Annotated in this window: 11 protein-coding genes; 8 read left to right on the top strand and 3 right to left on the bottom strand. The window is 60.0% G+C overall.

Going from position 1 to position 12,455, the window contains the following annotated elements:
- Positions 1 to 94: 94 nt before the first annotated feature.
- Both KB449_RS30280 and KB449_RS30275 read left to right on the top strand, forming a co-directional pair.
- Positions 95 to 1,309 (top strand): MFS transporter, encoded by a 1,215-nt coding sequence (locus KB449_RS30280; RefSeq protein WP_282911918.1) that lies wholly within the window; start codon positions 95 to 97, stop codon positions 1,307 to 1,309.
- Positions 1,310 to 1,538: 229 nt separating this feature from the next.
- The gene (locus tag KB449_RS30275) at positions 1,539 to 2,405 is read left to right on the top strand and encodes a sulfurtransferase (RefSeq protein ID WP_282911917.1); all 867 of its coding nucleotides are present in this window, start codon (positions 1,539 to 1,541) and stop codon (positions 2,403 to 2,405) included.
- A 234-nt stretch (positions 2,406 to 2,639) separates the two neighbouring features.
- On the opposite strand, the gene KB449_RS30270 is transcribed toward KB449_RS30275, so the two are convergent.
- From KB449_RS30270 to KB449_RS30260, 3 genes are all read right to left on the bottom strand, one after another.
- Positions 2,640 to 3,422 carry an ankyrin repeat domain-containing protein gene (locus KB449_RS30270; protein ID WP_282911916.1) on the bottom strand — a complete coding sequence of 261 codons (783 nt, stop codon included), beginning with the start codon at positions 3,420 to 3,422 and terminating at the stop codon, positions 2,640 to 2,642.
- A gap of 196 nt (positions 3,423 to 3,618) precedes the next feature.
- A complete protein-coding gene (locus tag KB449_RS30265) occupies positions 3,619 to 4,005 on the bottom strand; it encodes a hypothetical protein (protein WP_282911915.1) in 387 nt (128 codons plus the stop codon).
- Positions 4,006 to 4,287: 282 nt separating this feature from the next.
- Positions 4,288 to 5,523 carry an NAD(P)/FAD-dependent oxidoreductase gene (locus tag KB449_RS30260; RefSeq protein WP_282911914.1) on the bottom strand — a complete coding sequence of 412 codons (1,236 nt, stop codon included), beginning with the start codon at positions 5,521 to 5,523 and terminating at the stop codon, positions 4,288 to 4,290.
- Between the two features lie 307 nt (positions 5,524 to 5,830).
- On the opposite strand from KB449_RS30260, the gene KB449_RS30255 reads away from it, so the two are divergent.
- The 6 genes from KB449_RS30255 to KB449_RS30230 all read left to right on the top strand — a co-directional run bounded on the left by KB449_RS30255 (position 5,831) and on the right by KB449_RS30230 (position 11,912).
- A complete protein-coding gene (locus KB449_RS30255) occupies positions 5,831 to 6,910 on the top strand; it encodes a BMP family lipoprotein (protein WP_282911913.1) in 1,080 nt (359 codons plus the stop codon).
- 89 nt (positions 6,911 to 6,999) lie between these two features.
- Positions 7,000 to 8,499: an ABC transporter ATP-binding protein gene (locus KB449_RS30250; RefSeq protein ID WP_282911912.1), complete on the top strand. Its 1,500-nt coding sequence runs from the start codon at positions 7,000 to 7,002 to the stop codon at positions 8,497 to 8,499.
- A complete protein-coding gene (locus KB449_RS30245; RefSeq protein WP_282911911.1) occupies positions 8,492 to 9,559 on the top strand; it encodes an ABC transporter permease in 1,068 nt (355 codons plus the stop codon). The genes KB449_RS30250 and KB449_RS30245 overlap by 8 nt, the downstream gene beginning before the upstream one ends.
- On the top strand, positions 9,543 to 10,466 hold the full coding sequence (locus KB449_RS30240) for an ABC transporter permease (protein ID WP_282911910.1): 924 nt from the start codon (positions 9,543 to 9,545) through the stop codon (positions 10,464 to 10,466). Before KB449_RS30245 ends, KB449_RS30240 begins: the two co-directional genes overlap by 17 nt.
- A 34-nt stretch (positions 10,467 to 10,500) precedes the next feature.
- Positions 10,501 to 11,178: a sulfite oxidase-like oxidoreductase gene (locus KB449_RS30235; protein ID WP_282911909.1), complete on the top strand. Its 678-nt coding sequence runs from the start codon at positions 10,501 to 10,503 to the stop codon at positions 11,176 to 11,178.
- 2 nt (positions 11,179 to 11,180) lie between these two features.
- Positions 11,181 to 11,912 (top strand): nucleoside phosphorylase, encoded by a 732-nt coding sequence (locus tag KB449_RS30230; RefSeq protein ID WP_282911908.1) that lies wholly within the window; start codon positions 11,181 to 11,183, stop codon positions 11,910 to 11,912.
- Positions 11,913 to 12,455 lie beyond the last annotated feature (543 nt).

The following is a 12,455-nucleotide window of genomic DNA, read 5'->3' as shown; positions in this document are numbered from 1 at the left end:
CGTCATGACCTTCGCGCGGACGCCGTGCTATGATGGAGGGGCTCGACGGAAAAGATTCGCCGGAAGGCGGCGGGTCGGAAGGAGTTTGCTTTTCATGATTCGGCTTATTTGGTTAGGATGTCTGGCGTATCTGACGGTCGGCCTCGGCCAGCTCGTGGTCGGCGCGGTGATGGAGCCGATGGTCGGCGCGTACGGCGTGCGCTATGGGGACGGCGGTCAGCTCGTCATGAATCAATTTCTCGGGGGCCTCGCGGGTACGCTCTTCGCGCCTTGGCTGATGCGCAGGCTCGGCAGACGCACGCTGCTGCTCGGCGCGATCTCGCTGAGCGCTGCGGCAGAGATCGCATATACGCTGGCGCCGCCCTGGGGCGCGATGCTCGTCCTGGGACCGGTCGCGGGCTTTGGATTCGGAATTACGGAAGCGGTCGTCGGCTCGTTTATTATCGGCTCCGCCGGCGAGCGAGCGAACGTGGCGATGAGCCGCGTCGAGGTATCGTTCGGCTTGGGCGCGCTCGTCATGCCGCTCGTCGGGGCGCTGCTCATCGACATCGACCGGTGGCGGCTCGCATTCGGCGTGGTGGGCGCTCTGGCGGCGGCGACTGTCATCCTGTGGGCTATCTTCTGGCCGAAGATTCTGGACGCCGCGCCGGCCGGCGCCGCACAAGCGGATGCGCCCGGCAAGAGACGGCAGCCTCCTGCGAGGCTCCCGCTGCTCGGCACGGGTCCGGCGCGCTGGGTGCTAATCGCGTGCACTGCGTTTTTCTTTCTCTATGTCGGCTTCGAGATGAGCTACGCCCACTACCTGCCGACGCTGCTCGTCCAGGAGGGCGGCATCACGGAGGCGACCGCGGCGCTGGCGCTCGGCGTGTTCTGGGGCGCCATGACGATCGGTCGGCTGTTCGCCGGACATCTGGCCGACAGGATCGGCAGCACGTCTTATCTGATGTCGATGTGCGGAATCGCCGCTCTCGCCTTCATCTTGATGGGCTTCTTCGGCGGCGCGGCGCCGATGTTCGCGCTGGCGGCCGTCGCGGGCCTCGCGATGAGCGGTATGTTCGCGATCGCGCTCGTCTTCGCGAACCGCTACGCGCCCGGCATGACGGAGCGCACGACGAGCCTGCTCATCGCGTGCGGCCTCCTTGGCGGCGCGGTGCTGCCGAAGCTCGTCGGCTGGAGCCTGGACGCCCTGGGCGGCGACGAGTCGCGGTGGGTGCTGGCCGGCTTCGCGCTGCTGTTGCTCGCTGTGGCTGCCGTCGCTACGGCGGCAAGCCGTAAGGCTGCACGTGCGGCGGCGCGGCTCGCGGCCTAGCAACGGCGCGGCTGCGCTGACACGCGTGGCTACGCTGGCGCGCCGTACCCACGCTGACACGCCTTACACACGCTGGCTTGCCGTACCCAAGCTGACACGCCGCATCGTCGCGCTGTTTGTCCGCCTGCGTTGGGATGGCATTTCGGCATATCCCGCCCCGGCCTTTCTGCGGCGCTGCCCGATCCGGTATAATGCCTGTATACCCCTATCGGAAAGAAGGCGTTGTTCCTTGAATCATATCGTATCGCTCAAATGGCTGCTGGCCCGTCTTTACGAATCGGACCTGGTTATCGTCGACTGCCGCTTCCAGATGGGCAAAGGCCAGGAGAACGCGGGCCGCGAGGCTTACGAAGCGTCCCATATCCCGGGCGCCGTCTACCTCGATCTTGAAAAGGATCTGTCCGCCCCGGTCGATGCCGACGGCCATGGCGGACGCCACCCGCTGCCGGACGCCGCGCAGCTCACCGGCACCTTCAGCCGCGTCGGCATCGGCAACACGTCGCGCGTCGTCGCCTATGACGATCAGGGCGGCGCGATGGCTTCGCGGCTGTGGTGGCTGCTCAAGTATCTCGGGCACGACCAGGTCTTCGTGCTTGATCAAGGCTTCGCGGCCTGGCGCGATGCCGGCTTCCCGGTGAATGCGGAGCAGCAGGTGCGCATTCCGGCGCCGTTCCTGGCCGAGGTGCGGCACAGCATGCTCGCCGAGGTCGACGACGTGCGCGAGCTGCTCGGCACGGACCAGGCGACGCTGATCGACTCTCGGGAGCCGGCGCGCTATCGCGGCGAGGTCGAGCCGCTCGACAAGGCCGCAGGCCATATCCCGGGCGCGATCAACCGCTTCTGGAAGGACGCGCTGGACGAGCGGGGCGGCTGGCGCGACGAGAACGCCCAAGCCGCGCGCTTCGCGGGGCTGGCGCAGGACGCGCCGCTCATCGTCTACTGCGGCTCCGGCGTCACCGCCACGCCGAACGTGCTGGCGCTGCAGGAGGCGGGCTACACGAACGTGAGGCTGTACGCAGGGAGCTGGAGCGATTGGATTAGTTATGAGGAGAATCCGATTGCGGTTGGAGACGAAGAGAACCCAAAAGACGAATAGCAGTACTATTTCATCAAATACATCGCCATGTGGACTTAGGACGCAGGCGGTGTATTTTTATGTCGCAAGCGGCTTCTGCGAGCTGTATGTGTTGGAGAAGCTGCCGCAGTTGCCCGGCCCGCAAGCTGCCAGTGCGCTGGATGCATTGCTTCCTCTAACCTGTCGCGTTTTTCTACTACAAATAGGATCCCCGAGTCCCCATCTGATGGCCAGGAGGGGACTATTTACGATGTCTTAACGATGCAGTTCTTTGGCGGATTTAGCGCCTCGGTTGCGTAACCACTGAACCACTTCGCCGGTAGCGCTTCGTTGTGCTGCATCCAAAGGGCTCAGTCCGTCCCATACGGAAATCCAGTTCAGTTCGGCCCCTCGTTCGAGCAAATACTCGGCAGAGTGTCGCTGTCCGCCGTGGCAAGCGCACCAGAAGGCGACGGTAACTTCGTCCGGGGGTGGATTGTGGCTGGCTCCCCACGGATATCGCCGTGAAAGTGTGGTCCCGGCAAAGTGGGCTTCCATGTCATTCAATAGTCCAAGCGCGGCCGCGTGCCAGAGCGTGAAATCTGCACCGCGCTCAATCAGCCGGTGTGCAACCTTCCACTGCCCAAACGCCACTGCATCGTCCAGCGGTGTTCCACCGGCGATGACCGCACCAGACGCCTCAATATCAGCGCCGACATCGAGAAGCGTGTCGAGCACCTCGATATCATCGCTGCTCGCAGCCCAATGAAGAGGTGTCTCGACATGAGTGCCGCCGGTGATTCGAGCGTTCACCTCAGCACCAGCTTTGACCAATTCGGCCACCGTCGCCGCACCGTTTGGAAAATGGCCGGGCCAGTCGGTAGCCACATGCAGCAGCGTACGCGACACGTTCCCGTTGCACGTATCTGCTCCAATAATTCTCGCCGTAGCAAGTCCAGGATTCCCGGTGAGCAGTTTCTGCAATCCCTGGACATCGCCTGTGCGAATTGCCTCGACCAAGGTGACCGCAAGAGGCTCGTTTTCGGAGATGACCAACATGTTCATCCCTCCTGAAAAAGTTGAAACTTCGTGAAAGGGGGCTTTTGTGTTGCACGATCATTATATATGCTTTCATGTGAAGGTTTTAGCGGTTTTTTCCATGGAAGTCCATACTCGAAAAGGCGGAAGCGAAAAAACTTGCCGTTACAGACAGCTCGGAGAACCGTATCACAAGCCAATTCAATAATTCAGATCGTCATTGACGTCTCGCCGTCCGGGTAAGCAGTGTGCCCAGCGTCGCGCCGTACAGGGTGTGAGCGGCCATCCAGTACAGGAACGCGGACCCGTCGGTCAGGATCGGCGTACGGTCGGACAGGGCGGAAGTCGGGTACAGGCAGAGTCCGACGGCGAGCCCGACGCAGGTCGCATAACGCGTCATGCGACTTGGCTCTACGCTCTTGCGGTTCATCCACCAAGACAAGCAGAGACCGAGCGCGACGGAGATCGACAGATGAATCGCGAACGCTACCCATTCTGGCAGTGAGATTCGGTTGACGACAGGCACGTAGTCCACGTTCAGCAGCAGCGTATAGACGGGCTTCGCGGTCGCCTGCTCGACGAGCTTTAAGACGACACCGAGCACGATGCCGGATACAGCGCCCGCATATATCGTTTTTGCGATGGATCTGGCTATGGCGAATCTCCTCCGGTATCGCATCATGATTGACCTAAACGAAGTGTAGCATAGTATCGGTACGCTACCCAGAGGACGCTGCCTGGCCCCGAGCGTGTGTCGCGCTGAAGAACGCACCTCATCCGCTAGGTATCAGCGCAACAAACGAAACTAAAGAAAGCCGAGACAGCCGCCATTTCTGCGACTAGCTCGGCCTTAATTGGTGCGAGTCAACGAAGAGAGGCTAGCCCATCATTGATCGACTAAAGCCTGCAAAAGAGGCCTATCCTGCAAATATAGCGCCAAGTCGGGGCTATGCCCTTCGACGATTTCCTGAACGATAAGCTTGGCCAGCAGTTGACTGTATACGGTTCCGTTGTCGCCATATGCGAGCAAGAAGTAGCTGTTCGGATATTCCTCGTACTTCCCGATGATGGGCAGACCGTCCGCCATTCCGCCGTAAAAAGCGGCAGAATAGAAGGCCGGCTCTACCTGAATGTCGGGGAACAGGCGATTGAACGCGGCAAGCAGCATATCCTTCTTATGAATCAGTTTGCTGTCTCGACGCTCCGGATAAGCTGTATTTTCGTCCAGGCCGCCGACGATGATCCGGTTGTCGACCGTTGTTCGCATATACAAATACGGGCGTGCCGTCTCCCACAGAAGCGTTCTGTTGTGCCAGGATGACAGGTCCGCCACAGGTTGGGTCGTAACGGTGTAGGTGCTCACGAAAGAGGCTTGCTTCTCTTTGCGAATCTCCATATTCTCATAGCCCGCCGCAAAGATGACATGTCGTGCGTTGATTTCTTTCCTTGTGTTCGTAGTGACGATCATGCGCTGCCGCTGCCGGTCGTAACGATGGCCGTTCATCGCGGTATGTTCATAGATGCGGATTCCCCGATTCGCCGCAAATTGAAATAACGCATGGGTGAATTTGTATGGATTCAGCTCGCCATCGTCATAGGAGTAGATCGCCGCGTCTCGGCTGAACGGGTATTTTTCTTCGATTTGAGGGCGATTCCAAAAATCGATTTTGATGCCATGACGCTTGATGAATTCGTATTCGATTCGCAAGCGGTCGATGTCCTCGGAGCAGCTCGCGGCATAAAGCGTGTCTCTGCGCCGGAATTCGCAATCGATATCCACGCCTCGGGAGGCAGCCTCGATTTCGTCGATGGCTTCTTTGAGCAGCTTCAGGTGCCGCCCGACGTAATTCTCTCCAAAGGTGTTAACCAGAGCGGTGAACATCTTCTCGCCCGAATATTGAATGATCGCGGTGTTCGTGCTCGTGCTGCCGCCTCCGATGCGCCCTTTTTCCAACACAACGACCTCAAGTCCGCTGCCGGCCAAATAATAGGCGCACTGTGCGGCAGAACTTCCGCCCCCGATGATGACCACGTCGCAAGTGAGATTTTCCTCCAGAGAGGGAAAGGACGGGGCTTCGGGAAAGGTGATCGGCCAATAATAGGTTCCCGTTTGCAAGTTCATGGTGTACCCCCCGGCAGTGAGAATCCATGCATACTATATCCAAATTTGTACTGCGCATACACCTGCCACGAATCTCAGCGCAAGCACGCGCCTACGAGCATCCGTACATAGAATTCAGGACCGTTTCAGGAATATGGTTCCCCAGCGCTTGCCCGGTTCATCTAAGGAGGCAGGTTTTGACCAAAAATCGAATTTTGTCGAAAATAGGGTCGAATCCCACGAAGATGGAATTGACAAATCCCCAGTGATCTTCTAGGATATTAACATATGAAATTAAAAAGCACGTATTTTCGGGGGAGAGAGACAGTTGAAAAAAACATTATCGCTCGTTCTGATGTTCGTCCTGATCGCAGGTGTGCTGGCGGCATGCGGTTCGAATAAAAACAACAACGGCAACAACGCCTCCAGCAGCGCTCCGGCAAGCGGAAGCGCAACGGCAAGCGAAGGCGCGTCCGCGCCGGCGGCTTCGAACGGCAAGCCGAAGAAGATCGCGCTCATCACGCCCGAGCCGATCGGCGTCAACGCGTTTTTCGTGCTGATGCAAGAAGGCTTGGAGAAAGCCGGTAAAGACTTCGGCGTAGAAGTGAAGACGCTCGAGTCCACGGACCCGGCTTCGATCGAGCAGAACATCCGTACGGCCGCGGCAGGCGACTACGACCTAATCATCACCTCGACGTACCAGGTCGAAGATGCCCTGAAGAAGATCGCGCCGGAATACCCGGACAAGGCCTTCGCCGTCATCGATACGGTCGTCGATCTGCCTAACGTTCGCTCTATCGCGTTCCGCGAATACGAAGCTTCGTACCTGCTCGGTGCCGCAGCGGCGCTCGTGTCCAAGAGCGGCACGGTCGGCAACGTCGTCGCCATGGATATTCCGCTCCTCTCCAAGTACACGAGCGGCTTCGAGCAAGGCGCCAAGTCGATCAACCCGAACATCAAGATCCTGGTCGGCTACGTAGGCGGCTATACCGACCCTGCGAAGGCGAAGGAACTGGCCCTGCAGCAAAACGGGCAAGGCGCGGACTTCATCGCCGGCATGTCGGCCGCAGGCGACCTCGGCGTCTTCGAAGCCGCAGGCGAAAAGAGCTTCTACACGTCCGGCCAAGATACGGACAACACCGACGGCAAGCAAGTCATCCTGGCGCAGCTCAAAGGCACGGACGCCGTCGCCTACGAGACGGTCAAGGACTTCGTTGAAGGCAACTTCTCGTACGGCGTTCGCGACTACGGGCTTAAAGAAGGCGGCGTCGGCCTGACGTACGTCAACAAAGACAGCAAGTCCCCGCTGAGCGATGCGATCGGCCAAGAAAATGTTGACAAGCTCAAGAAGATTTCCGATGATATTATTGCAGGCACGATCGTGGTCAAAAATCCGCTGCAAAAATAAACGTCGCCTTTACCTATAATTATCCATAACCGGCTGCCCCGAGCAGCCGGTTTCCTATGCTTATAAGGACCGCAGACAGGAGGGCTCGCATGCTGCTCGAGATGGAACGAATCACGAAGAGCTACGGCAGCGTCATCGCGAACAAGGGAATCGACTTTAACTTGAAGGCCGGGGAAGTGCATGCCGTCGTCGGGGAGAACGGCGCGGGCAAAACGACGCTCATGCGCATTTTGTACGGCATGGAGCAGGCGACTGCCGGTACGATCAAGCTGAACGGGCGCGACATGCGCTTCGCCGATCCGAAGGATGCGATCGGCGTCGGCATCGGCATGGTGCACCAGCACTTCATGCTGTTCCCGGAATTCACGGTGGCGGAAAATATCGTGATCGGCCGCGAGCCCGGCGCCGTCCGGTTTGATCGCAAGACCGCGATTGCGCAGGTTGAGGCGCTCTCGAGGACATACGGCATCCGCGTCGATCCGCGGGCGAAGGTCGGCGACTGCCCGCTCGGCGTACAGCAGCGCGTCGAGATCCTGAAGGTGCTCCATCAAGGCGCGGAGATCATCATTCTGGACGAGCCGACCGGCGTGCTGACCCCGCTGGAGGTCGGCGAGCTGCTTGAAGCAATCAAGAAGCTGGCGGGCATGGGAAAGAGCTTTATCTTGATCACGCACAAGCTGAACGAAGTGATGAGCGTCGCCGACCGGATCACGGTGCTGCGCGACGGCGAAGTAACGGGCACGCTGAACGCTTCCGATACGAACGTGGAAGAGCTGTCGAGGCTGATGGTCGGCCGGGAGCTCGCTCCTTCGACCAAGAAGCCGGCCAACCCCAAAGCGAACGTGCTGGAGCTCAGGGACGTCTCCCTCGCCGGAAGCGGGCCCAAACCGGCGCTCAGCGGCATCGATCTGACCGTGCGCGAAGGCGAGATCGTCGGCGTGGCAGGCATCTCCGGCAACGGTCAATCGGAGCTGATCCAGTCGATCGCGGGCCTCATGAAGCCGGATGCGGGCACCATTTCGCTGCTGGGCAAAGACGTGACGGGCAGCAGCGCGCGGGCATTGCGGGATGCCGGGCTGGCGCATATTCCCGAAGACCGGTATATCTGGGGCGCCAGCAAAGCCGCGACCGTCGCCGAGACGGGCATTATGGGGCACCAAAATCGGCTGGGTCGTTATGGGATGCTGCGCGGCAAAGGGATGAAGACGCTCGTATCGGATTGGGTCAAGCGCTATGCGATCAAAGCCGGCTCGCTCGACAACAAGACGCAGAACCTGTCCGGCGGCAACCTGCAGAAGCTCATCGTCGCCCGCGAGCTTGCGCAGAATACGCCCTTTCTGATCGCGGCGGAGCCGACGCGGGGCGTCGACATTGGCGCGATGGAGACAATTCACGACGAGCTGCTGCGGAGGCGCGCCGAGGGCGGGGCGATTCTGCTCGTCTCGTCGGAGCTGTCGGAGATCCTGAAGCTGTCGGATCGGATCGTCGTCATGTACGAAGGAAGCATCGCGGGAGAGCTGCGCGTCGACGAGGCGAGCGAGGACAAGCTCAGCCTGCTGATGGCGGGAGGAGGGGCGAGGCATGAATAAAATCGGTGCGTGGCTGCTGTCGCTGCGCGGGCCGCTGGTCGCGATCATAATCGGATTGCTCGCGGGCTCGATCGCCATTCTCGTCGCCGGCGGCTCGATCGCGGAGACGTATACGGAGATGTGGAAGGGCGCGTTCGGCAGCTTTTATTTTTTCACGAGCACGCTGTCCCGCGCGACGCCGCTCATCCTCGTCGCCATGGGGTCCGCGGTCGCCTTCCGCTCGGGCTTTTTCAACCTCGGCGCGGAGGGGCAGATGGCGTTCGGCGGTTTGAGCGCGGCGCTCATCGGTCTGCACGTGCCGGGTCCGGGCTGGTTCGTCTGCATCGTCGCGATGCTTGGCGGTATCGTCGCGGGCGGGCTCTGGTCGGCGATGGCCGGGTACTTCGACGTCCGTTTCCGCGTCAATCTGCTCATCACGACGATGCTGCTCAATTATATCGCGTCATTGTTCGCAGGCTATCTGGTCACCTATCCGTTCAAAGACAAGACGGGAGCGGGTGCGATGGCCCAGACGCAAATGCTCGAACACGCGGTCTGGCTGCCGAAGCTGTTCAAGGGCATGACGGTGCACGCCGGGTTCATCATCGCGATCGCGGCCGTCGTCATCCTGTACGTCTATTTGGCCAGATCGGTCAAAGGATACGAGGCGCGCATGCTGGGCGGCAATCCCCTGTTTGCCGTCTACGGCGGGGTGCGGCGGACGTCGCTCATGCTGACGACGATGTTCGCGAGCGGCGGACTGGCGGGCCTTGCCGGCGCGGCCGAAGTGCTGGGTTCGCAGTACCGCTACATCGACGGCTCGTTCGCTTCGGCGGACTACGCCTGGACGGGCATTATGGCGGCGCTGCTCGCGAACGGCAATCCGATCGGCTCGGCCGTCGGCGCCTTTTTCCTCGCGGCGCTTCAGACGGGCGGCATGGGCGTAGAACTCAATACCGACGTGCCGCTGGAGATCGGATCCGTTATTCAAGCGGTGCTCATCTTGTTCATTACCGTCAAATTCAGCTGGCGTTTTATGCGGCGCAAAAAAGGAGCGATCGTCGATGGATCAGCTGTTTGATCTGGCCCTGTTCAATTCGGCGCTTCGCATCCTGACGCCGATCCTGCTCGCGGCGCTCGGCGGCGCGCTATGCGCGCGCGTCGGCCTGTTCAACGTCGGTCTCGAAGGGCTGATGCTGATCGGCGCCTTCACCGCCATCGTCGGCAACCATTATTTCGAGAATACATTTTTGGCCATCCTGTTCGCCATCGTTTGCGTATGCGCGTTCTCGCTGCTCTTCGCGTTTCTCAGCATCCATCTGCAGGCGAACGTCATCGTCGTCGGGATCGCGATGAACTTCCTGGCGCTCGGATTGACGACGTTCAGCTTGCGGACGATCTTCCACGTGAAGGGCGCATACTACGATAAGGAAATGGTCGGTCTGCCGAAGTGGAACATACCGCTCATCAAGGATATTCCGGTCGTGGGGGACATTTTCTCCGGGCATTCTCCGCTCGTCTACTTGTCGATCGTGCTGGCTGGATTGCTGTGGTACTACTTCTATCGCACGGTGAACGGGTTCCGGTTCCTGGCCGCGGGCAGCAACCCGCTTGCCGCCCGTACGATCGGCATCCACGTTCGCCGCTACCAATACGGCGCGATGATCGCCTGCGGCGTGCTGTGCGCGCTCGCCGGCGCGCAGCTGTCGCTCGGCCAAGTGACGATGTTCACCGAAGGCATGACGTCGGGCCGCGGCTTCATCGCGCTCGTCGCGACGATGCTCGGCCAATCCGGGCCGCTTGGCGTCCTCGGCGCCAGCGCGCTGTTCGGCTTCATGGACGCGTTCAGCATCCGGCTGCAAGGCGTATCGTGGCCGTCGCATTTTACGCAGATGGTTCCATACGTCGTCACGATCATCGCAATGTTCTTTTTCCGGGACAAAGGATTCATCAAAGACGCGCAAAACGCCGGCTCCAGCTCCAGATAGTCATGCCGGACGCCAGAGGAGGTTAACACCGAAGATGCACAACAAAGCGGACCGTCTTAAAAAAGCCAAGGTGCCGGCCGCGTCGGGCAAGGTCGATCCCGCGCTTCGCCATCGGGTGCCCCCGGGGCAGACCGTCACGGAGAAGTTCCCCATCCTGCACGAAGGCGATGTGCCGGTCTACGATATGAACGAATGGCGGCTGACGGTGTGCGGCGAGGTGGAGGAGGAACGCTCCTTCACGTTCGAGGAGATCCTGCGGCTGCCCGCGACCAAGGTCGTGCGGGATATTCACTGCGTGACGCGCTGGTCGAAGCTCGACACCGAGTGGGAGGGCGTACTGTTCAAGGACCTGCTGCCGCTGCTCGGCGTGAAGCCGGAAGCGAAGTACGTCATGTTCCACGCCGATCCGGACTACGAGACGAACGTGCCGCTTGAGGATCTGCTGAAGGACGACGTCATGCTCGCTTACCGCTTTGCGGGCGAGCCGCTTACCGACAAGCACGGCTGGCCGCTGCGCACGCTCGTCCCGCACCGCTACTTCTGGAAGAGCGCGAAGTGGATTCGCCGTATCGAGTTCATGAGCGAGGACCGGCCGGGCTTCTGGGAGCGCAACGGATTTCATAACGAAGCCGACCCGTTTGCGGAAGAGCGGTTTTCCGGCGAGGCGCTGCCGATTCCCGAAGACGAATGGACGAAAAAGGAGTTCGATTAACGATGTACTTGCCGATCCTGCAGATTCATTCCGAAGACATTCCCGAATATGCGATCGTCTGCGGCGACCCGCGCCGGGCCGAAGTCATCTCGCGCAAGCTGGAAGGCGCGCGCGAGCTGGCATTCGCCCGTGAATACCGCACGTTCGTCGGCGACTACCAAGGCGTGCATCTTGCGGTCGTCAGCCATGGCGTCGGCTCGGCGGGCGCGGCCATCTGCTTCGAGGAGCTAATCCGCGCGGGCGTGAAGACGCTCATTCGCGTCGGTACCGCCGGCTCGTACTCGGAGCAGACGCCGGCCGGCAGCCTGATCGTCAGCACGGCGGCCGTTCGGACCGACGGGCTTACCCGGTCAATCGTGCCGGACGGGTTCCCGGCCGTCGCGGACAGCCGCATCGTCGAGGCGCTTGACGCATCGGCGCGCGAGCTCGGCGGCGTCGTGGGCAAAGGCATCACCGTGACGGTAGACGTCTTTTTCGAAGGCGCGCTGGACGTGCCGCACAAGACGTACAAAAAGGCGGGCGCCATCGGCGTCGAGATGGAGATCGCCGCGCTGTACGTAATCGCGAGCTTGCGCGGCGCGCGGGCGGGCGCGATCCTGGCGGTGGACGGCTACGCGGACGCCGATCTCGCGGCCGAATACGACCCGCACACCGATGTCGTCGCACAGGCGGTCGAGCGGGAGATCGAGGCGGCGCTGCGCGCCGTCGCTAAGCTGGCGGATCAAGACGCGTAGTTATCGGAGCAGGATGCGAAGGCATCGACGAAATAGAGTAGGCATCGGCGAAATAGAGAAGGAGTCGGCGGAATAGAGAAGGCGTCAACGGAATAGAGAATGCATCGACGAAATAGAGTAGACTGGACGCTCCGAGCGGGACTCGGGGCGTTTTTTTGATCGAATTCGGATGTGTGCGGGGCGAATAACTGCAAATGTACATCTAATTTTCACCAGTCAGCGATGCCTGATGAAATAACTGCAAATAAAGTCAATTTCATAATTCAAAAAATCGCTAGTTTAAACAAACCTAATCAAAGATTTGACGAATAACGTTCGGTTTTGGGCTTTTTTCCGAATCTCAGAGGTTCTATTTTGTATTAAAAGTTCGGAATTATTCTGGTAAAAAATGTTTATGAAATTGACTTAATATGCAGGTAAATTCAAAGCATGAACCGGAAATGCGCTGGAATGAAGGAATTAGATGCATATCTGCATCTATCCTTGCCGGAATGGTCGATATGCGCGAAAATAGATGTATTTTTGCAGGTACTGCAGCTAAAG

The organism is Cohnella hashimotonis (genome assembly GCF_030014955.1).
GTDB lineage: Bacteria > Bacillota > Bacilli > Paenibacillales > Paenibacillaceae > Cohnella > Cohnella hashimotonis.
The sequence above is the reverse complement of the archived record's forward strand: the minus strand, read 5'-3'. Positions and strand labels throughout refer to the sequence as shown.

Coding starts and splice junctions, on each gene's coding strand:
- KB449_RS30280 (WP_282911918.1), top strand. CDS start 95: ATGATTCGGCTTATTTGGTTAGGATGTCTGGCGTATCTGACGGTCGGC.
- KB449_RS30270 (WP_282911916.1), bottom strand. CDS start 3,422: ATGTTGGTCATCTCCGAAAACGAGCCTCTTGCGGTCACCTTGGTCGAG.
- KB449_RS30260 (WP_282911914.1), bottom strand. CDS start 5,523: ATGAACTTGCAAACGGGAACCTATTATTGGCCGATCACCTTTCCCGAA.
- KB449_RS30250 (WP_282911912.1), top strand. CDS start 7,000: ATGCTGCTCGAGATGGAACGAATCACGAAGAGCTACGGCAGCGTCATC.
- KB449_RS30245 (WP_282911911.1), top strand. CDS start 8,492: ATGAATAAAATCGGTGCGTGGCTGCTGTCGCTGCGCGGGCCGCTGGTC.
- KB449_RS30240 (WP_282911910.1), top strand. CDS start 9,543: ATGGATCAGCTGTTTGATCTGGCCCTGTTCAATTCGGCGCTTCGCATC.
- KB449_RS30235 (WP_282911909.1), top strand. CDS start 10,501: ATGCACAACAAAGCGGACCGTCTTAAAAAAGCCAAGGTGCCGGCCGCG.
- KB449_RS30230 (WP_282911908.1), top strand. CDS start 11,181: ATGTACTTGCCGATCCTGCAGATTCATTCCGAAGACATTCCCGAATAT.